The 19,214-nt window shown below is 46.5% G+C and carries 17 protein-coding genes; 2 read left to right on the top strand and 15 right to left on the bottom strand.

The features are described from left to right. Positions 1-34: 34 nt before the first annotated feature. Positions 35-1,123, top strand: coding sequence for an ISAs1 family transposase (locus tag MARGE09_RS11990; protein WP_236982209.1), 1,089 nt, complete (start codon positions 35-37; stop codon positions 1,121-1,123). On the opposite strand, the gene MARGE09_RS11985 is transcribed toward MARGE09_RS11990, so the two are convergent. The 11 genes from MARGE09_RS11985 to ndk all read right to left on the bottom strand — a co-directional run bounded on the left by MARGE09_RS11985 (position 1,080) and on the right by ndk (position 11,756). Continuing rightward, positions 1,080-1,385, bottom strand: coding sequence for a hypothetical protein (locus MARGE09_RS11985; RefSeq protein WP_236982207.1), 306 nt, complete (start codon positions 1,383-1,385; stop codon positions 1,080-1,082). The genes MARGE09_RS11990 and MARGE09_RS11985 overlap by 44 nt on opposite strands. Positions 1,386-1,394: 9 nt before the next feature. After that, the gene (locus MARGE09_RS11980) at positions 1,395-1,580 is read right to left on the bottom strand and encodes a hypothetical protein (protein WP_236982205.1); all 186 of its coding nucleotides are present in this window, start codon (positions 1,578-1,580) and stop codon (positions 1,395-1,397) included. Between the two features lie 572 nt (positions 1,581-2,152). After that, the gene (gene der / locus MARGE09_RS11975) at positions 2,153-3,676 is read right to left on the bottom strand and encodes a ribosome biogenesis GTPase Der (protein WP_236982203.1); all 1,524 of its coding nucleotides are present in this window, start codon (positions 3,674-3,676) and stop codon (positions 2,153-2,155) included. A gap of 139 nt (positions 3,677-3,815) precedes the next feature. Further along, positions 3,816-5,027 (bottom strand): outer membrane protein assembly factor BamB, encoded by a 1,212-nt coding sequence (gene bamB, locus MARGE09_RS11970; RefSeq protein WP_236982201.1) that lies wholly within the window; start codon positions 5,025-5,027, stop codon positions 3,816-3,818. Next, complete coding sequence (locus MARGE09_RS11965; RefSeq protein ID WP_236982199.1) at positions 5,024-5,785, bottom strand: YfgM family protein; 762 nt, start codon at positions 5,783-5,785, stop codon at positions 5,024-5,026. The genes bamB and MARGE09_RS11965 overlap by 4 nt, the downstream gene beginning before the upstream one ends. An 85-nt stretch (positions 5,786-5,870) precedes the next feature. Beyond that, entirely contained in the window at positions 5,871-7,148 is a 1,278-nt protein-coding gene (gene hisS, locus MARGE09_RS11960; protein ID WP_236982197.1) for a histidine--tRNA ligase, read from the bottom strand. A gap of 75 nt (positions 7,149-7,223) precedes the next feature. Further along, on the bottom strand, positions 7,224-8,336 hold the full coding sequence (gene ispG / locus MARGE09_RS11955; protein WP_236982195.1) for a flavodoxin-dependent (E)-4-hydroxy-3-methylbut-2-enyl-diphosphate synthase: 1,113 nt from the start codon (positions 8,334-8,336) through the stop codon (positions 7,224-7,226). A 26-nt stretch (positions 8,337-8,362) separates the two neighbouring features. Further along, complete coding sequence (locus MARGE09_RS11950) at positions 8,363-9,328, bottom strand: RodZ domain-containing protein (protein ID WP_236982193.1); 966 nt, start codon at positions 9,326-9,328, stop codon at positions 8,363-8,365. A 34-nt stretch (positions 9,329-9,362) separates the two neighbouring features. Then, on the bottom strand, positions 9,363-10,124 hold the full coding sequence (pilW, locus tag MARGE09_RS11945) for a type IV pilus biogenesis/stability protein PilW (protein ID WP_236982191.1): 762 nt from the start codon (positions 10,122-10,124) through the stop codon (positions 9,363-9,365). Positions 10,125-10,155: 31 nt separating this feature from the next. After that, positions 10,156-11,316, bottom strand: coding sequence for a dual-specificity RNA methyltransferase RlmN (gene rlmN / locus MARGE09_RS11940; RefSeq protein ID WP_236982189.1), 1,161 nt, complete (start codon positions 11,314-11,316; stop codon positions 10,156-10,158). Between the two features lie 14 nt (positions 11,317-11,330). Further along, on the bottom strand, positions 11,331-11,756 hold the full coding sequence (gene ndk / locus MARGE09_RS11935) for a nucleoside-diphosphate kinase (protein WP_236982187.1): 426 nt from the start codon (positions 11,754-11,756) through the stop codon (positions 11,331-11,333). A 299-nt stretch (positions 11,757-12,055) separates the two neighbouring features. Between ndk and MARGE09_RS11930 the strand changes: the two genes are divergently transcribed. After that, a complete protein-coding gene (locus MARGE09_RS11930; RefSeq protein ID WP_236982185.1) occupies positions 12,056-12,751 on the top strand; it encodes a hypothetical protein in 696 nt (231 codons plus the stop codon). A 77-nt stretch (positions 12,752-12,828) separates the two neighbouring features. On the opposite strand, the gene MARGE09_RS11925 is transcribed toward MARGE09_RS11930, so the two are convergent. The 4 genes from MARGE09_RS11925 to clpX form a co-directional block, all read right to left on the bottom strand. Continuing rightward, the gene (locus MARGE09_RS11925) at positions 12,829-14,694 is read right to left on the bottom strand and encodes a SurA N-terminal domain-containing protein (RefSeq protein WP_236982183.1); all 1,866 of its coding nucleotides are present in this window, start codon (positions 14,692-14,694) and stop codon (positions 12,829-12,831) included. Between the two features lie 148 nt (positions 14,695-14,842). Beyond that, positions 14,843-15,115, bottom strand: a complete 273-nt coding sequence (locus MARGE09_RS11920; RefSeq protein WP_236982181.1) for an HU family DNA-binding protein — start codon at positions 15,113-15,115, stop codon at positions 14,843-14,845. A 216-nt stretch (positions 15,116-15,331) separates the two neighbouring features. After that, complete coding sequence (gene lon, locus MARGE09_RS11915) at positions 15,332-17,755, bottom strand: endopeptidase La (protein WP_236987361.1); 2,424 nt, start codon at positions 17,753-17,755, stop codon at positions 15,332-15,334. Between the two features lie 122 nt (positions 17,756-17,877). Continuing rightward, entirely contained in the window at positions 17,878-19,164 is a 1,287-nt protein-coding gene (clpX, locus tag MARGE09_RS11910; RefSeq protein WP_236982179.1) for an ATP-dependent Clp protease ATP-binding subunit ClpX, read from the bottom strand. Positions 19,165-19,214 lie beyond the last annotated feature (50 nt).

The following is a 19,214-nucleotide window of genomic DNA, read 5'->3' as shown; positions in this document are numbered from 1 at the left end:
TTTGCTCGCTTTTATAACCTTTAGCGAGAATTGAGTGACCTTAGACGAATGTACGGCTCATATTACTGATCCGAGACGAGATAAAAACAAGAAATACGCGTTATCTAGCCTCCTGCTGATCATATTTTCCTCAACCATCAGTGGATATGACACCCCAGAAGCTATGGTTGAATTTGCCAAGCTAAAGCATGAATGGCTCCAGCGTTTTGTCACTTTAGACTCAATACCTTGTGTTGAAACGCTACGTTTTTTCATTTGCTCAATAAATACAGAGGAGTTAATAAAAGGCTTCGAAGCATTCATTCAAGAGGCAGGTGAAGGGGATATTATTTCGATTGACGGCAAGACTATGAGAGGTACAAGGCATAGCGCTCTAGACACCATTCACATGGTAAGTGCTTGGTCAAAAAAACATGGGGTAACGTTGACGGCGCTAAAAACTAAAGACAAATCAAATGAAATAAAGACGATTCCTTTGGTGCTTGATCTAATCGATATTAACGGTGCCATTGTTACAACGGATGCAATGGGCTGCCAAGTAAAAGTAGCCGATAAAATTCGCAGTGGGGGAGGCGATTATGTGCTCCAACTAAAAGACAACCAAAAGGCGTTACGTGCTGAAATAGAAGCGTATTACCACAAATTAATACGCGAAGACTTTGCCAACATAACCCATGACACCTATGAAGAAGTCGATAAAGGTCATGGTCGAATTGAGCAAAGAAAAACGCATCATGTAGAAATTAGCGACTGGGTTAATTCAGCGAGAAAATGGTGTGATGCTAATTCACTGATTCGTGTTGAACGCAATACAATAAAAGGCGAAAAAGAATCATCAGAAGTTTCTTGGTATTTAAGCTCTTTGGCCGTTGACGCGCAACGCGGGGCCGATGCAGTTCGAAGTCACTGGGGAGTTGAAAATAATTTACACTGGCAACTCGATGTTACCTTTAAAGAGGATGAATGTAGGCTCGCATCTGGAGCGGCTGCAATGGCTGTTATAAAAAGGTTTTGCATGAATCTGCTAAAGGTTAACGATACGAGTAAGCGCAGATTAAAACACCGAGTCATGGCCTCCGCTATTGATGATGACTATAGGGCAAAAATTCTACTGTCTGTCTAATTATTGCTAGGAGGCCCTGATAGCGCACCCTTAAAACACCAATTTCATAGTCAAACAAACCTTTTAGCTCCTGCTTGACGCCCTTTGTTAGCCAGAGCGTTTGCGGCTTGCTGACAGGTTCGTTATTAAATACTTGGTTTAAAAATGCCGCTTGCTTAGAAACCGTATCGGCAACTGCTGCCTGCGGCAAAATAACCAATGCAAGGGTACTTACAACCGCTAAAACAACCCAGATACTTTTGATAAACGTCATAACACCCATACGCCACACCTAACAAACAACGAAGCCTTCTTCGCGGTCCCAAGAAGACCAATCAATACATATGCTAAGGCTGTCACTTAGATTATCACTCTGACCAATTTGATAATCGGCCTTTATCACAACACCATCAACCAGTCGGTAGTCCATGCCCGCATTATTTTCAGACTCCGCCGCTACGAACACTGTTATTAGCACAGGTATTTAAACCACACTGAATAGCAACGCCATAACCAAAACTTGGCGCAATTTAACCACTCATTATGGCGCTAGCTTAGCGCCGCAAGGCCTTTTTCTCCGCCATTACGCCCTCTAAGCAGTATAAGTATCTGGCTCGATTCAATTAGCGTCGTCAGCCAAGCTGCATTCTAACTTGGTGAAAAGGCGCTAGCTATTGGAAACTTTTGACTAACCAACAATACGAAATGGTAAGCATCAACCTCATCGCCATCTCCATATGCGCTATTGAAATGATGCTTGCTATAACCACCAAGAAGTATTCTGTTAAGCCATTGAAAGGTTAAACGTTAAAAAAGCCGAAATGCTATCAAATGTATTTAAAAAGAATTGGTAGCCGTAATGGAGTTATATCTAGTAAAGCCACCCACTGCAACCCATACATTTTCCTGTCGAAGTTGCTCGATGCTAGAAGAAAACTGCGTGAGAAATGATGCAGTAACGCTCTGCCAAGAAAATAGGTAACACAAACATCCGAAGCGCCACCAAGCAATCAAACAATCCGAGCGTTAATCAGCAATACAATAACGCTCTCACTTTTTCTTAGCACGACCAGATTTAGGTTTTGCGCCTGCCTTTCCTTTTTTAGCTATTGTCATTACCCTGCGTTTTTTGTCGGCGGGGGTTTTCGCCATTTTATTTTTACGGCCCTCAAACGGATTTTCACTCGACTTATACTGAATTCGCAAAGGCGTGCCGTGTAAGTCTAGCGCTTTGCGGAAAGCTTTTTCGAGGTAGCGAGTATAGTGCGCGGGCACCGCGTCCGTCTGATTGCCGTGAATAACAATAATAGGCGGGTTGTTGCCCCCTGGGTGGGCGTAGCGCAGTTTAATACGACGGCCATTGACCATTTGCGGTGGATGCGTTGCCACAGCGCCTTGCAATATACGCGTTAGGAAATTGGTAGATAACTTGTCAGTCGCGGCCTGATAAGCCTTTTCGATGGACTCATATAAATGCCCCACCCCTGTACCGTGCAACGCTGATATGAAATGGAAGTCGGCAAAATCAATAAACCTCAGCTTGCGCTCTAGCTCACTTTTAACGTAGGTTTTATGCTCTTGTTCTAGGCCGTCCCATTTGTTCAATGCCACTACAAGTGCGCGACCCGCATCAATAACCTGCCCCATCAAGTGCAGGTCTTGATCTACTATGCCTTCTTCGGCGTCGATCATTAAAATAACCACATTAGCATCAGCAATGGCTTGTAGGGTTTTAACAATCGAGAATTTCTCGACCGCCAACGTAATGTTTTTACGCCGCCGAATACCTGCGGTATCAATAATGGTATACATCTGACCAAAACGTTCGTAATCGATATATACACTATCACGCGTAGTGCCCGGCATATCAAATACCACCACCCTGTCTTCACCTAGCATTCGGTTTACTAGTGTCGATTTACCAACGTTTGGCCGACCAACAATCGCGATTTTAATGCCTTTAGCAATAGGAGCATCTTCTGACGGAGCTAACTCGTGCTCTACTAGCTCTGTTTGTAAACCCTCTCCTTCGGTAGTATCGAGAGCCATCTCATCTGCCGGAGAATTCGACGCCAAAGCCAAGGTTGGCAAAGTGTCGAAAACATCGCTCAGCAATTGAGTCACGCCACGGCCGTGTGCAGCCGCAATACCATGCACCTCACCTAAACCCAACTCGTAAAAGGCCGCCGTCGCTACATCGTGATTTAAACCATCAATTTTATTGGCCACCAACATAACGGGCTTACTGCGTTGGCGTAAAAAGCTCGCAATTTGCTCATCAGAGGCAGTTAAACCCGCACGGCAATCCACCAAAAACAAAACCAAATCGGCTTCTTCGATAGCGAGACGCGATTGATCTGCCATTGCCGCATCAATGCCCTCTTCATCACCACTAAGACCGCCAGTGTCGATTACGATGAAGCGCTGCTCTTGATAGCTTGCTTCTCCGTATTTGCGGTCTCGCGTTAAACCAGAAAAGTTAGCAACGAGCGCGTCGCGCGTTTTCGTCAGGCGATTAAACAACGTCGATTTACCGACATTGGGGCGACCAACAAGAGCTATTACAGGAATCATAAGGACAACCAATTAGGTCTGTTCAGCTGCACAATTGCAGATATTTCGAACAGTATAAAACAACAAAACCCCCGCAATGTGCAGGGGTCTTTTAGGCAATCGCCTAGTTAAGTACTAGTTTACACAGGGGTAAAAGCTATTACTCTTTAGGGCTAATGCGGTACGCACTCAAGGCGCCATTATCCGCCAGAATATAAACCGTGTCATCGTCGACAAGCATTGGGGAACCATAACCGTTACCCGGCAACGAGCGTCGAGCAACAAACTTACCCGTTTTCGCATCAAAAGCGTGTAGGTAATTTGAGCTATCGACCGCTAAAACAAAGTTATTCAAAACCGCAGGCGAGCCAACATTGCGGCGATGTAGGTCTTTACTATGCCAAAGCTCTTGCCCAGAGGTTAGCCGGCGGGCAATAACATGGCTTGTTTCATCGACGTAAAAAACAGCAGCATCATTCACCGCTATTTCATTAAAAACGCTAGCATCTTCGGCCCAGCTAATTTTTCCAGTACCTCGGCTAACAGCAACAATGCGACCATTAGCACCAGCAGACAGAATAAATGGGCCGCTTGAAACCGGCGTAACATCGAGATCAACAGCGCGCTCAAGCTCTGTAATACCCTGAGGTTGGCTTACACGTACAGACCAGCGAAGGTCGCCCTCTTTGGTGCCAAAGCTCAACAGCTGGCCGTTATCGAATGCGACAAAAGCTTGGGTTCCGAGCAACAAAGGCGAGGCTTGGGCACGAAAGGTAAGTAGCGGTTGTGGATGATCGTAATTCCATAACTGCACGCCATCTGCCGCACTTAACGCAAATAAACGACCATCAATAGCGCTAACAAGAACTTCTTGTCCATTGCTTTGGGGCGGCGCTAACACTTCAGTACTGACAGTTGCCGACCACATAATGCTGCCGTCCTCCGCTGATAAGGCAAATACGTCACCATTGGTTGTTGCGGTGTAAAGCACATCGCCATGTAAGCTGATGCCAGCACTAACATCTTTACTAACGGACGAGCGCCATAAGGTTTTACCGTTCTTTTTATTGACCGCAAAAACCGTTCCCTTGCCTGTTACCGCAAATAATGTGTCTTCGCGTTGCGCAAGGTAAAAACGTTGGTAGTTACTGCCGCCAAACATTGGACGGCTGTATACGCGGCCAGATTTAAACGGGCCTATCCCCATCGTCCGCGCGTTACCATCTAGAGAAGCATGCCAGCGACTGGAAATACTGGCGGTTGATTCAAAAACGGCTAACTCAGCAGGAACCAAGGAAGCATCTTTTGCAGTACAACCCACAAACAAACTTAGCGCCAAAGCCACTAAGCCAAAGCGAACCAATGGCTTCATTCAGCAGCCTCAGCAGGTGTTGCGGCATGAGGGTTTACAGCATGTGGATTAACCGCATGGGGATTAGTGCCAATGGCAAGCGGCGAAGCTGTGGCAATACGCGCGTTATCCATTTTAAACTTTAATATGTTTGCTCGCATTCCGCCGTTAGACTCTTGCCCTTCCAATGCAGCAACCGCAGATTCAAACGCTGTATAAGCTTCGTCTAAACGACCTAAGCTAGCCAATACATCACCACGTGCTTCAGCGTAACCTGCGGTGAACGCATCAGATGGCGATGATGCTAGCAATGCAAGCGCTTCGTCGGTATTGCCCATAGCCGCTTTTACTCGCGCTAAGCGCAGTGTAGCCAATTCAACTGAAGATTGAGTTTGGCTATTAGCAATTACAGCATCTAGATAGCTGGCTGCTTTTTCGTATTCTGCAGCATCTACCGCCATTTTAGCCAAGTGAAAACGGGATAAATCAGCATATAAACCCGTATTATCTTCAGCTAATACAGCTTCAGCGGCACCAACAACACCCGCCTTTTGCTTGGGGCTTAGCGCAGCATCACCTTGGGCTGTTGCCGCAGCAATGACTTTGTCGTATAAGCCAGAATTGGCTTGGTCAGTTTTTTCCTGCGCAGATTGATATGCACCAAACCCGAAATAGCCCGCACTGGCCAATACAACCGCCGATACGGTTAATTTACCGTTCTCTTTCCACCAGCGTTTAAAGGCTTCAATTTGCTCTTCTTCTGTTAAATGCTCGGACACGAGACTCTCCTAATTTTATTGTTTCTTATTCCGCCACCTTCGGCCATATAGGACGATGCTGGCTTTTTGTTGTTGTCACCGTGATTTAGACATCCATCAAGGCTTGGATTTCACCGATAATATCGCTATCTGGCACATTCTTTTGGGGCTCATCGCGGCGTAAATACTTAATCGTTACGGAGCCTTCAGCCGCTTCGCTTTCACCAACAATCAAAGCCAACATTGCCCCGCTTTTGTCCGCACGCTTAAGTTGATTTTTAAAACTGCCACCACCGCAATGACCGACGACGCGTAAAAACGGCATAGCATCGCGCACTTGCTCGGCAAGTGCAATTGCTTTGGCTTGAACATTACCAACCGCAGCCACATAGATATCAACAAGACCATCAAGACCCTCTGGCATGGCATTGAGTTCCGCCAAAAGTAAAACTAAACGCTCTACCCCCATAGCGCAACCAAAGGCCGGCGTAGGCCGCCCGCCTAATTGCTCAACCAAGGTATCGTAACGGCCTCCGGCACAAACTGTTCCTTGTGCACCTAATGAGGTTGTTACCCACTCAAAGACCGTATTGCTGTAATAATCTAAGCCCCGGACTAGGCGCGGGTTGACTTCATAAGCAACTCCGGCTGCATCCAGCAAGGTTTTTAGTGTTTCAAAGTGCTCTATAGATTCTGGTGACAAATAATCACGCAGCACTGGCGCACCATTTAAAACATCCTGCGTGCTAGTAACCTTGCTGTCTAATATACGTAACGGGTTCGTGGTCAAACGGCGCTGGCTATCTTCATCGAGTTCATTCTTACGGGCTTCAAGGTACTTAACTAAATCGTCGCGGTATTTTTGACGCGCATCGCTGGCTCCAAGAGTATTAATCTGCAGTACAACCGACTGTTCAAGCCCCAGCTCGCGCCACAGCCTAGCCGTTAAAATCAACAGCTCTGCTTCGATGTCTGGCCCTGCAAAACCAAAGGTTTCTATGCCTATTTGGTGAAATTGACGAAGCCGACCCTTTTGCGGGCGCTCGTAGCGAAACATAGGGCCTTGGTACCACAAACGCTGAGTCTGGTTGTAGAGCAAGCCGTGTTGTTCACAGGCACGCACGCAACTTGCCGTACCTTCTGGACGCATACTTAGACTATCGCCATTGCGATCATCGAAGGTATACATTTCTTTTTCGATGATATCTGTAGCCTCACCAATGCCACGCTTAAAAAGGTCGGTACTTTCGACAATAGGAAATCGAATTTCGCTAAAACCATAGCGTGATAACACGTCGCTAACTGTAGCTTCAACGTACTGCCAAGCTGGTGAATCAGCAGGCAATAAATCATTCATTCCCTTAACAGACTGTATTTTTTTCAAAGATATACCTTAACAACTTATCTTGTCACTGCTCAGCTTAGCCGAGCGGATAAGAAAATATTGATCAATTTTTGATTACGCTTTTGCGATTAAATTCTCTTCTAAAGCCTCTTTTTCAGCAGCTTTTTTACGAATCATAGCTTCTAGGTCATCAACCAAGTTGGCATTTTCCAATTTGGAGTTAGGCTCCCCATCTTTATAAACTAAGTTTCTTGGCGTACCGCCCGCTAAACCTAAATCGGCTTCCTTGGCCTCTCCTGGGCCATTTACAACACAACCAATAATCGCTACATCTAACGGCGTCGTAATATCTTCTAAACGGTTTTCTAGATCATTAACCGTTTTAATCACATCAAAGTTTTGACGAGAGCAACTTGGGCAAGCAATAAAGTTAACGCCCTTAGTTCGAAGCTTAAGGCTTTTAAGGATATCCCACCCAACCTTCACTTCTTCGACGGGATCTGCCGCTAAAGACACACGTAAAGTATCGCCAATACCATCCATTAACAGCATGCCCAAACCTACCGACGACTTAACCGTACCGGCGCGTAAGCCACCAGCTTCGGTAATACCTAAATGCAAAGGTTGGTCGATTTCTTTCGATAATAGACGGTAAGCTTCAACGGCCATAAAAACATCGCTGGCTTTAACGCTTACTTTAAAATTTTCAAAATTCAATTCATGAAGAATATTCACATGCCTAAGCGCCGACTCTACCAAGGCTTGCGGTGTTGGCTCACCATATTTTTTTTGTAAATCTTTTTCCAATGAGCCCGCATTAACACCAATGCGAATTGGAATATTTAAGTCGCGGGCTTTATCAACCACCGCCTGAATGCGCTTTTCACGGCCAATATTACCAGGGTTTATTCTTAAGCAATCCACCCCTAAATCGGCCACCTTAAGTGCGATGCGATAATCAAAATGAATGTCCGCCACTAATGGGACAGTGACTTGCTTTTTGATTTCGCCAAAAGCATCCGCAGCCTCTAGGCTAGGCACCGAAACCCGAACAATATCAGCCCCTGCCGCTTGAATACGCTGAATTTGATCAACCGTTGCAGCAACATCGCAAGTTTCAGTGTTTGTCATACTTTGAACACTGATTGGGGCATCGCCACCAACAGGTACATTTCCTACCATAATTTGCCGGGTTTTACGGCGGACAATAGGGGAATCGCAATGCATAATTAACTCTTTAAATAACGGGCCCGTTAAGGGCCAACTTGAATCCGTAAGACACGGCGTCCGGGGCTAGCAGTTAAGTCTAGGGCGCGCCCATTAACAAAGCCTGTCGCCGCAGCGGCATCACCCAATTTTAGATCAAAAGGCGCTTTACCCAGCAGCTGAATTTCATCACCAGCTTTAGCCAATTTAGCGACTTGCTTACGGCCACTGGCATCAGCTACCTCGACCCAGCAATCAGCCGTAAACACCAATTTTAATACATCGCTCGAAGACGCTTCTGTCTGCAGTTTAAGTGATACTGATTCAGCATTAGCCGATTGCGCTACAGGAGTTTCCGACTTGACGATGTTTTCAGGAGTGTTTTGACTACCGCTGTTTACATCAGGCGCAATAGCCATCGAACTCGCAACCGAGCTAGACGCAGCCTTGATGGGTTCTTGCTCTTTACTCTCTTCAACTGAAGCCACCAAGTCGCGAGACATTAAATTTTCATCGCGCTGTGTTAAAGGCACTTTTTGCTCTAAAGCTTTTACACTACTGAGCGAAGGTGCAAGCTCGGCAGAGTTATTCACAACAATAGCGTCGTCTGCCATTTTTTCTTTTTGCTGCGCAAAAAACCATTGGCCCAAGCCAATAAAAATAATAAGCGCTACAGCAGTTGCCACCCATGGCGGCCAGTTAACGTTTTTACGCGGCGCCACTACCGGGTTATTTTGCTCCTCACTAAGCTTCTTTTGTTTGAAATACGCCTCTACAACAGTAACTAACGGCTTGCCATCAAGGCCTACTTGCTTAGCGTATGTTTTCACATAACCAATAACAAAAGCGGGGGCAGTCCCAGCCGCAGAATAATCATCGCGCTCAATCGCCTCTAAACGGGTTTCAAAAATTCGAGTCGCCTCGGCAATTTGAACTAACGTCTTTCCCTGTTGCTTTCGCGCGGCAGAAAGTTGCTGCCCCGGCGTAAGGCCGCTGGCTTGCGTCAAGGTCACAACAATGCCTCTTTTACAGTCGTAAATAAAAACATTATTGGCTCTCTATAAGGGCTTTGTATTCAAGGTATTCTTTTGAATAACCGAACATATTTTTTAACGCTAGAGCTTGGCTAGATACACGGTCTTGGTTATCAAATATGCGCTCAATACGGATTCCAAGCCATAAGCTTCGTGCAGAAGGCTCTGTCAATTTGTTATAACGGTCGAGATAGCGCTTAGCGGTTGAGTAATCCTGATCTTTAAAAGCTAAATCCGCCAGTTCAATAACAGCCGGCGCCATGGAAGAGCGAAGATTTAAAGCATGCGTAAATGCCGCTTTGGCTCGCACGATATTGTTCAATTCTAACGCGCAGCGGCCAGCAAAATATAGTGAGTATGCGCGCTCAGGGTAAGAGAGGTCTTTAGCAACCTCCTCAAATTGAACCGATGCATCTTCATAGCGACCTTGGCGAGACAAAAACAGACCATAGGTGTAACGGGACGCAGAAATTTCTTTGTTATTCGCATATTTAATGCTTTTTTGAAAGTTTTCTTCGGCCGCCTCTGGCTCGCCATTAAGCTGGTGCACCAAGGCTAGCCCCTGCAAACCACGGGGATTTTTTTTATCAACTTCCAATACATCGAGAAACTGCCGCAACGCCTGATCACGATTGCCAGCATCGAGGTATTTCATCCCTAACTCAATACGAGTATCCATAGCCTTTGCCGGATCCACTTTGGACGTTTTAGTTACGCCAGTGGAAACACAGCCGGACAACAGTAGAATGCTAATAGTTAAACTTATTGCTTTCATCGTTATTGTTACTCGCATGCATCTAATTTTATTAAGGATTCCCACCCACAAAATTCACGACTTCCTCCGATGCAACACCGGTTAAACCATAGCGAGCACTTCTACGGGTAATATCATTGACTTCACCCGCTAGCTGCCCACAAGCCGCATCGATATCGTCACCACGTGTAGTGCGTACCGTGGTGGTATATCCGGCCTCAATTAGAATCGTTTGGAAGCGACGCAACGCGTTGTTACTCACTCGCTTGTAGTTCGATAAATTAAAGGGGTTAAAAGGAATTAAATTAATTTTGACAGGGATATTCTTTAACAGCTCAGCAAGCTCATGGGCGTGCTCGGGCCGATCATTAACATGATCAATTAAAGTGTATTCAATCGTAATTTTACGGCGATTATCAGGCAAGCCGGTAATATAGCGCTCAGCCGAATCGAGCAACGTCGCTATAGGGTATTTTTTGTTGATGGGCACCAGCTCATTGCGTAACGCATCGTTAGGCGCATGCAAAGAAATCGCCAAACATGCATCGGTATGCTCACCCAATTTATCCAGCATCGGCACTACGCCGCTGGTACTTAATGTTACTCGCCTCTTGGACAAACCGTAGCAAAAGTCGTGCATCATTAAATTCATCGCATCGACAGAATTGTCGAAGTTTAATAACGGCTCCCCCATCCCCATCATCACAACATTTGTAATTTTCCGAGGGCCTTTTTCCGTCAGCTGACCAAACGATTTAGCCGCAATCCAAACTTGCCCAATAATTTCGGCACAGGTTAAATCTCGGTTAAAGCCCTGCTTGCCTGTCGCGCAAAAGCTACAGTCTAGGGAGCAACCCACTTGCGACGACACGCATAAAGTACCGCGCTCGCCATCGGGTATAAACACCGTTTCGACAGCGTTATTGCCGCTAACGCTGATTAGGAATTTGCGCGTACCATCAATGCTATCTAACTGCTTAATAAGCTCGGGCGGTCTAACTTCAGCAATTTGCTTCAATTTTTCACGAAGCGCTTTACTGATGTTCGTCATCTCATCAAAGTCAGTGACGCCGTACTGATGAATCCACTTCATAACTTGGGTTGCGCGAAACTTCTTTTCCCCGATGCTCTCAAAGAAAGCAACGAGCTTGGCCTCGCTCAGACCAAGTAAATTCACGCATTCCACCGCGGACTCAACAGTACAACTAGACATATAACCTGCTTGCCTTAACGGCTAAAGATTTCACTTTCAGAGAAAAAATAACTGATTTCACGCGCAGCTGATGCGGCTGAATCACTACCGTGCACAGCATTGCGAGAAACTTCCTTAGCAAAATCTGCACGAATAGTGCCCGGCGCTGCATCAGCAGGGTTTGTAGCGCCCATGATGTCACGATTCTGGGCAATAGCGCCCTCACCCTCTAAAACCTGAACCAACACAGGACCGCTAGTCATGAACTCGACTAGCTCGCTAAAGAATGGGCGCTCTTTGTGCTCGGCGTAAAAACCACCAGCTTTCTCTTCCGACAAAAGCATCATTTTTGCTGCAACCACTTTTAGGCCTGCATCTTCAAACCGCGTATATATCTTACCTATAACATTGTCTGCGACTGCATCAGGCTTAATGATGGATAAAGTACGTTCTACTGCCATGGATAACTCCGTTTCTATATCGCCGCGCGAAAGACGGCACAGTTAAAAAATGGCGGAATTATACGGGTTTTTGGCGCAAAGTGCTAAGTTAGGACGCACCAAAGCGTAGCATTCTGAGAATTACACCAAGCCTTACTCAGCCTTTGCTGGCGATTACAAACAAAACCCAACTGTCAATCAGCAATTTTCTGCCCCGCCAACACAAAAATGTCATAAAAACTTAACCTTTGTGTGGTAACCGCCTGTTAATCTTGAATCATCTATCCACTGAAAGCCCAGTAATTACGACAGGTAAGCCCATGAATACAATAAAAACAGCCGTCTTAACCACTCCTTTTCTACTTGCACTCAGCATTGGTGTTTACGCAAAAACGCCACAAACACCAGCCAGCTTTGGCTTTTCAGGCGATGCCATTAAGCAAGCGCTGCCACACGAGCAACTCCCCAGCCCGAGCAATATCGCCATATACTGCCAAAGTGATGTTGCAATCGATGGCAGCAACGATACGCAATGCTTCGAAAAGAGCGGCTTAGCGAAACTCGAAAAAGGGGTTGAAGCTGCCATAGAGAAACAACGCTTCATACCGGCAACCGAAGATGGCGATGCCGTCGCGGTAAGAATGAATTTCCGCGTCATTTACCAGCAAGACGAAGACTCTCAGTCGGTGCTGTTAATACCTAACTTAGGCTCCCTGCAAAGTACGCTAGGGGTTAACTACTCAGAACCGCAGGAAAAACTAGACGCTGGTTGGTTTGACATATTCGCCAAGACCAACAAAAACGCAGAATCCTTCTTTCGGCACGACGCCTCCCCTATTCGCGCCAAAGCCATAGTCAATACTGATGGCACAAGCCGAAGCGTATCAATGATAGATAACACACATCGCCAACAAGAATCAGCCTTAACTAACTCGCTGAGAAAAGCCTCTTTTATCCCCGGCTTTGTCGATGGCAAACCAGCAGAAATGGGGTATTTGGCAATAGTGACGGAATAAAAAAACGACCCACAAAAAAGCCCCGCTTATGACCATAAGCGGGGCTTTTTTTACATCAAAGCAATAAGCTCTAAATATTACTTCAATTTATATTTCGCATCTTCAAACACACGATTTTCAAATGCTTCGACAGAGCCCATCGCTAGCTGGCTACGAAGCTGCTGCTCCATTGCCTCTCGCTGCTCCTTAGGCAGACTATCTACGGCACCGTCTGTCACACCCTCTAGCTGAACAATTGTTAACTCGGACGCACCACTCACAGTAGAAGTCACGGGGCTTCCCTCGGCCGGACGAGGCATAGTGAAGACTTCACGAGACACCGCAAAGTTAACATCTGCACTGCTTCTTTCTACCGCATCATAGAGCTTAAACTCGTAACCCGCAGCTTCAGCAACCGCTTTAGCCTCTTCTCCTTGCTCCAAAGCAGCAACAACACTAGATGCTAAGGCATCTAATTCAGCCGCAGCCTTTTGATCCGACAACTGCTTAAGAATATTCGCTTTGACTTGAGCCAAAGGTTTCAACTTAGCGGGAACCTTCTCCTTCAGACGCACAACGTAAGCTTTATCGCCATCGACTTCGATAACAGGACTGTTCTGCCCCTGCACATAAACGTCCTCAGCAAAAGCTGCGCTCGCCACCGCCGGCGATGCCGCCACACCCACACCGCGGCCTTTTGCAAAAAACGGCGTAGACTTTACAGTTAAGCCCAGCGCTTGCGCTGTTGCCGCTAAATCAGACGCACCAAAAGAAACTTCCTCCAGAGTTTGAATCTGGCTTAAATATTCGCTTGAAGCCTTTTGCTCTTGAAGTAAAGTTAGCAAATTTTCTTTACGAGACTCGAAAGTCGCCGGTTTCGCTTCAACCTTGCTATCTAAACGAATAAAGTGCGTACCCGCATCAGTTTCAACAGCGGAGGAAACCTCACCCTCAGCGAGAGCCATAGCGGCATCTTCAAACTCAGAGGGGAATGCACCTTCAACCAAAGCACCTAACTCACCACCCAAGGCCTTCGAACCTAGATCATCAGAATAAGCCTTAGCCAAATCAGCAAAGGCAACGCCAGATGCCAATTCGCTTTGTATCTTTGCAATCTTATCTTCTGCACCATCCTCATCAGCCACTAAGATATGCGAAACCTTATACTCTGTTTGCGCTGTAAACTCTGCAAGTTCACGCTCAAATTCTTCTCGAAGCTCCGCATCAGAAACAACCTGCTTGGCAGCAAGCGCGCCAACTGAAAGCTCAACATATTCCAATGCAATTTTTTCAGACTCGGTAAATTGCGCTGGGTTATCGTTGTAATAAGAAGCAACCTCTTCGTCCGAAACAACAACCTTGGATTCAACCAAGCTTTTAGGGATAACAATGGTCGAGAAGCTGCGCTTTTGCCCTGCAACAGCAGCCATTGCATCCAGCTCTAGACCCGTAACAAATTCACTATCATTAATACCTTTAAACAGCTGACGCAGCACATAAGCGTTCGCCTCACTTTTGGCTAGCGTGGCTGGAGTGTAGCCGTAAGAAGCAATGTAATTATTTAACAAAGCGCTGTTAAACTCACCGTCACGCGTGAAGGCAGCAGCTAATTCGCCCTTAACAATAGCAGGTGAAACGTTCATACCCGCTTGCGCGGCGGCTTGGTGAAGCGCCTTCTGACGCACCAAGTTCATCAATGCAGGCCCACGTAAGCGATCATCGTTCAGCATGTCGTTACTTTCTTCTAACTGAAACTGCTGACGCAAACGGCTTTTTTGCTGCTCAATGGCTCGCTGCAGCTCCACGCGCCCAACATCTTCACCATTTACAGTGGCAACTTCGCTACCACCAACAGAGTTAACAAATAGAGATTCAACCCCAAATAACACCATGGCAGCAACTGCCAACCCAACAACTATTTTCGCCGTTGGCCCTTTCATGTTCTCACGCAAGCCTTGCAGCATTGTGTACTCCTACAGGTCTTATCAGACCGCATATGAAAAAAGGCGCTGATATTAGCGCCTTTTGATATTCTTTTTACTCGACGCTGTAACAACTTTATGAGGTAGTTAACAATAAAGTTGTTACACACCCGGCAAGCGGGATCAGCAATTAATTAACGGCGTCTTTAAGCGCCTTACCAGGCTTGAATGTTGGTATTTTGGCAGCCGCGATCTCAATTGGCTGTCCAGTTTGTGGGTTGCGGCCAGTGCGCGCTGCACGATCTTTCACAAGGAAAGTACCGAAACCTACCAAAGCTACCTGATCACCCTCTTTTAATGCATTGGTGATTGAGTCAGTAACTGCGTCTAGCGCACGACCAGCAGCAGCTTTTGAAATGTCTGCAGAAGCAGCAATGGCGTCAACCAATTCAGATTTATTCACGAAACGAACCCCTCTTTATTATTCGATGCAAGTGTTTTTTAAAATAGTTCCAGCGCACCAACGCCCGTGAAACTTAAGGTTTACGGGCTTTGCGCAAGCGACGGACTGCGATTTATACCAACTGCACTGGAGCCGGTCAAGAAAACCCAGCAACTATTAGCACTCAATTAGCACGCAGACTCATATTTGTTCACCAAACGATCAAAAAAGACCATTTTAGTGAGTACTCAAACTCCCCTTCTCCGCCTGAGGCTCAAATGCTGCCGCCTCCAACACCGCGTACTCCTCGTCTGAATAAGGCTTCGGAGAGTCCTGCAACGCAACCTCAAATACCTCATCAATCCATTTAACAGGCTTAATGACAAGATCGGCTTTGATGTTATCTGGGATTTCCCGTAGATCCCCTTCATTGTCCTTAGGGATCAAAACAGTTTTTATACCACCGCGATGCGCCGCCAGCAGTTTTTCTTTCAGGCCGCCAATCTTCAGCACTTCACCTCGCAGTGTAATCTCTCCCGTCATGGCGACATCGGCACGCACAGGAATGTTGGTATACACAGAGACTAAAGCTGTGCACATCGCAATACCGGCGGACGGGCCATCCTTCGGAGTAGCACCCTCTGGAGCATGAATATGCACATCATGCTTATCAAAATGGTCTGGCGCTATCCCCAAAACTTTCGAGCGCGAGCGAACAACCGTTATCGCAGCCTGAATAGACTCCTGCATAACATCGCCCAAAGAGCCTGTTTTAACCATACGCCCCTTACCTTTAACGGCGGAAGCCTCAATGGTAAGCAACTCACCACCCACTTGAGTCCAAGCCAACCCTGTTACCTGCCCAACTTGATTTTCGTCCTCTGCGCGACCAAAGTCTGCTTTTTTAACTCCAAGCAACTCTTCTAAGTCATCCGCATCCACACAAGTATGAGCATTTTTTTCTTCGCTTCGTATGTGCTTAGTTACAACCTTGCGGCATAGCTTAGCCATTTCACGATCCAAGCCACGCACACCTGCTTCGCGAGTATAGAAGCGTATCACATCGCGCACAGCGGCCTCGGTCACCTCAAACTCACCAACTTTAAGACCATTAGCCTTGATTTGCTTTGGAATGAGATAGCGCTGAGCGATGTTTAGCTTCTCGTCCTCGGTGTAGCCGGGGATTCGAATCACCTCCATGCGATCCAGCAAAGGGCCCGGAATATTCATAGTATTAGATGTGCACACAAACATGACATCAGAAAGATCGTAATCGACTTCTAGGTAATGATCATTAAACGAATTGTTTTGCTCTGGATCTAAAACCTCAAGTAATGCGCTGGCAGGGTCTCCGCGATGATCCATACCCATCTTGTCGATTTCATCCAGCAAGAACAACGGGTTTTTAACTTCCACTTTAGACATCTTTTGGACGAGCTTACCCGGCATGGAGCCAATATAAGTGCGCCTATGGCCGCGAATTTCAGCCTCATCCCGAACGCCACCGAGCGCCATGCGAACAAATTTTCGATTAGTGGCTCGCGCGATAGATTCACCTAGTGACGTTTTACCCACACCAGGTGGACCAACCAAACACAGCACAGGACCCTTAATTTTTCGAACCCGCTTTTGCACCGCAAGGTATTCAAGGATTCGGTCTTTAACCTCCTCCAAGCCGTAATGATCTGCGTTTAGAATCTCCTCAGCGCGTTTCAGATCATGCTTTACTTTACTGCGCTTAGACCAAGGTACGTTAATCATCCAATCAACATAGGAGCGCACTACAGAAGCTTCTGCCGACATAGGCGACATCATCTTAAGCTTATGCAGTTCGGCACGCGTTTTCTTTTCAGCCTCTTTCGGCATGCCGGCGTCAGTTATTTTTTGCTCCAGCTCTTCATGCTCAGTAGGCTCATCACCTGTTTCACCTAGCTCGCGCTGAATAGCTTTCATCTGCTCATTCAGGTAATACTCTCGCTGGCTTTTCTCCATTTGTTTTTTGACACGCCCACGAATGCGCTTTTCAACTTGGAACAAATCGGCCTCAGCATCCATCAAGCCCACAAGGTGCTCTAAGCGCTTCAAAATACTGAACATTTCCAATATTTCTTGCTTTTGCGGCAACTCTAACGACATATGTGCAGCGATGGTATCTGCCATGCGGCCAGGCTCATCAATACCGTTTAGCGAGGTCATCACCTCTGGCGGTACTTTTTTGCTCATACTTACGTATTCATCAAAACGCTTAAGTAACGATTTTGAATAAACCTCAGCTTCTCGCGGGTCACAATCATCAAGCGGTACAGATTTCACACGAGCAGAAAAGTACTTATCCTCGGCAGTCACTTGGCCAACTTCAGCGCGGCGGCGGCCCTCGACCAACACCTTCACTGTGCCATCGGGCAGGCGCAGCATCTGTAAAACCTGCGAAACCGTCCCGACACTGTACAAGTCTTCTGGCGTAGGCTCGTCAACACCAGATTGCTTCTGTGCCACCAACAAAATTTGCTTATCATCTGACATAGCCTGCTCTAAGGCAGCTATCGACTTCTCTCGTCCTACAAATAGCGGAATCACCATATGCGGGTAAACCACAACATCACGCAACGGCAATAGCGGCAAAGTAATGGTATCTTGACCATCGGCAGAAGTTGTATCCATCATTGACCCTCTAGAATTTCCGCAATATACGGAGTGACCAAGAGGTATAAGTATGGCCTCTTCGCCAAAAAACAACGACAAAAAAGGCCTCGAATGAGGCCTTTTGAAGGTGAAAGCGACTTTTATTCGTCAGGAGCAGCTTTCGAGGGCTTATCAACCTTCTCATAAACCAGTAGAGGCTCAGACTCCCCCTTAATGACAGCCTCATCAACCACAACTTTGGTAACCCCCTCTTCTGAAGGCAACTTGTACATGGTTTCCAGCAAGACCGACTCCATAATAGAGCGCAATCCACGAGCACCGGTCTTTCGCTCCATAGCTTTACCAGCCACAGCCTTTAACGCCTCCTCACGGAAGTCAATATCAACACCCTCCATTTCGAACAGGCGAGAGTACTGCTTAACTAATGAGTTCTTGGGCTCGGCCAGAATGGCCATCAACGCCTCGACATCCAGCTCATCTAAGGTAGCAACAACAGGTAAACGACCAACAAATTCAGGGATTAAACCAAAGCGAACCAAATCTTCAGTCTCTAACCCCTTAAGCGTCTCACCCACATTTTCTTTGGCATCCTTGCTTTTCACTTCAGCGCCAAAACCAATGCCACCCTTCTCAGAGCGATCGCGAATAATGCGATCCAAACCAGCAAAAGCACCACCACAAATAAACAGAATATTAGCAGTATCAACCTGCAAAAACTCTTGCTGAGGATGCTTGCGCCCACCTTGAGGAGGAACAGAAGCTACTGTCCCTTCTATTAACTTAAGCAGCGCCTGCTGAACACCTTCACCTGAAACATCACGCGTGATCGAAGGATTATCTGACTTTCTTGATATCTTATCGATTTCATCAATATAAACGATGCCTTGCTGAGCCTTCTCCACATCGTAATCACACTTCTGCAATAATTTCTGAATGATATTCTCAACATCCTCACCAACATAACCAGCTTCAGTTAATGTCGTTGCATCCGCTATGGTGAAAGGCACATTCAATAAACGAGCAAGAGTTTCTGCCAATAATGTTTTACCACTACCTGTTGGCCCTACAAGCAAAATATTACTTTTGCCTAGCTCAACCTCGCCCTTCTTCTTACCACCTTTGCGCAGGCGCTTGTAATGATTGTAAACCGCAACAGCAAGCACTTTCTTAGCCTGCTTCTGGCCGATCACATAATCATCAAGGGTTGAGGATATCTCTTGAGGTGTAGGCAAAGCATCGGAACTACCTTCAGCTTCGCTTTCCTGCACTTCCTCTCTAATAATATCATTACACAAGTCTACGCACTCATCACAAATGAATACAGAAGGCCCTGCGATTAGTTTACGCACTTCATGCTGACTCTTACCGCAAAAAGAGCAGTACAGCAGCTTACCGTTGTCATCTTGATCTTTGGTGTGGTCGGTCATTAAACCTCTCCGCCAATTATTCTTTTCTTACAATTGGGGCTAAACCTCAA

Source organism: Marinagarivorans cellulosilyticus, from assembly GCF_021655555.1.
Taxonomy (GTDB): Bacteria; Pseudomonadota; Gammaproteobacteria; order Pseudomonadales; family Cellvibrionaceae; genus Marinagarivorans; species Marinagarivorans cellulosilyticus.
This window is presented reverse-complemented; position numbering and strand designations above follow the sequence as displayed.

Excerpts from the sequence above, each read along its gene's own strand:
- MARGE09_RS11985 (WP_236982207.1), bottom strand. The coding sequence starts at position 1,385 with ATGGGTGTTATGACGTTTATCAAAAGTATCTGGGTTGTTTTAGCGGTT.
- der (WP_236982203.1), bottom strand. The coding sequence starts at position 3,676 with ATGATTCCTGTAATAGCTCTTGTTGGTCGCCCCAATGTCGGTAAATCG.
- bamB (WP_236982201.1), bottom strand. The coding sequence starts at position 5,027 with ATGAAGCCATTGGTTCGCTTTGGCTTAGTGGCTTTGGCGCTAAGTTTG.
- ispG (WP_236982195.1), bottom strand. The coding sequence starts at position 8,336 with ATGCATTGCGATTCCCCTATTGTCCGCCGTAAAACCCGGCAAATTATG.
- pilW (WP_236982191.1), bottom strand. The coding sequence starts at position 10,124 with ATGAAAGCAATAAGTTTAACTATTAGCATTCTACTGTTGTCCGGCTGT.
- rlmN (WP_236982189.1), bottom strand. The coding sequence starts at position 11,316 with ATGTCTAGTTGTACTGTTGAGTCCGCGGTGGAATGCGTGAATTTACTT.
- ndk (WP_236982187.1), bottom strand. The coding sequence starts at position 11,756 with ATGGCAGTAGAACGTACTTTATCCATCATTAAGCCTGATGCAGTCGCA.
- MARGE09_RS11930 (WP_236982185.1), top strand. The coding sequence starts at position 12,056 with ATGAATACAATAAAAACAGCCGTCTTAACCACTCCTTTTCTACTTGCA.
- MARGE09_RS11925 (WP_236982183.1), bottom strand. The coding sequence starts at position 14,694 with ATGCTGCAAGGCTTGCGTGAGAACATGAAAGGGCCAACGGCGAAAATA.
- lon (WP_236987361.1), bottom strand. The coding sequence starts at position 17,755 with ATGGATACAACTTCTGCCGATGGTCAAGATACCATTACTTTGCCGCTA.
- clpX (WP_236982179.1), bottom strand. The coding sequence starts at position 19,164 with ATGACCGACCACACCAAAGATCAAGATGACAACGGTAAGCTGCTGTAC.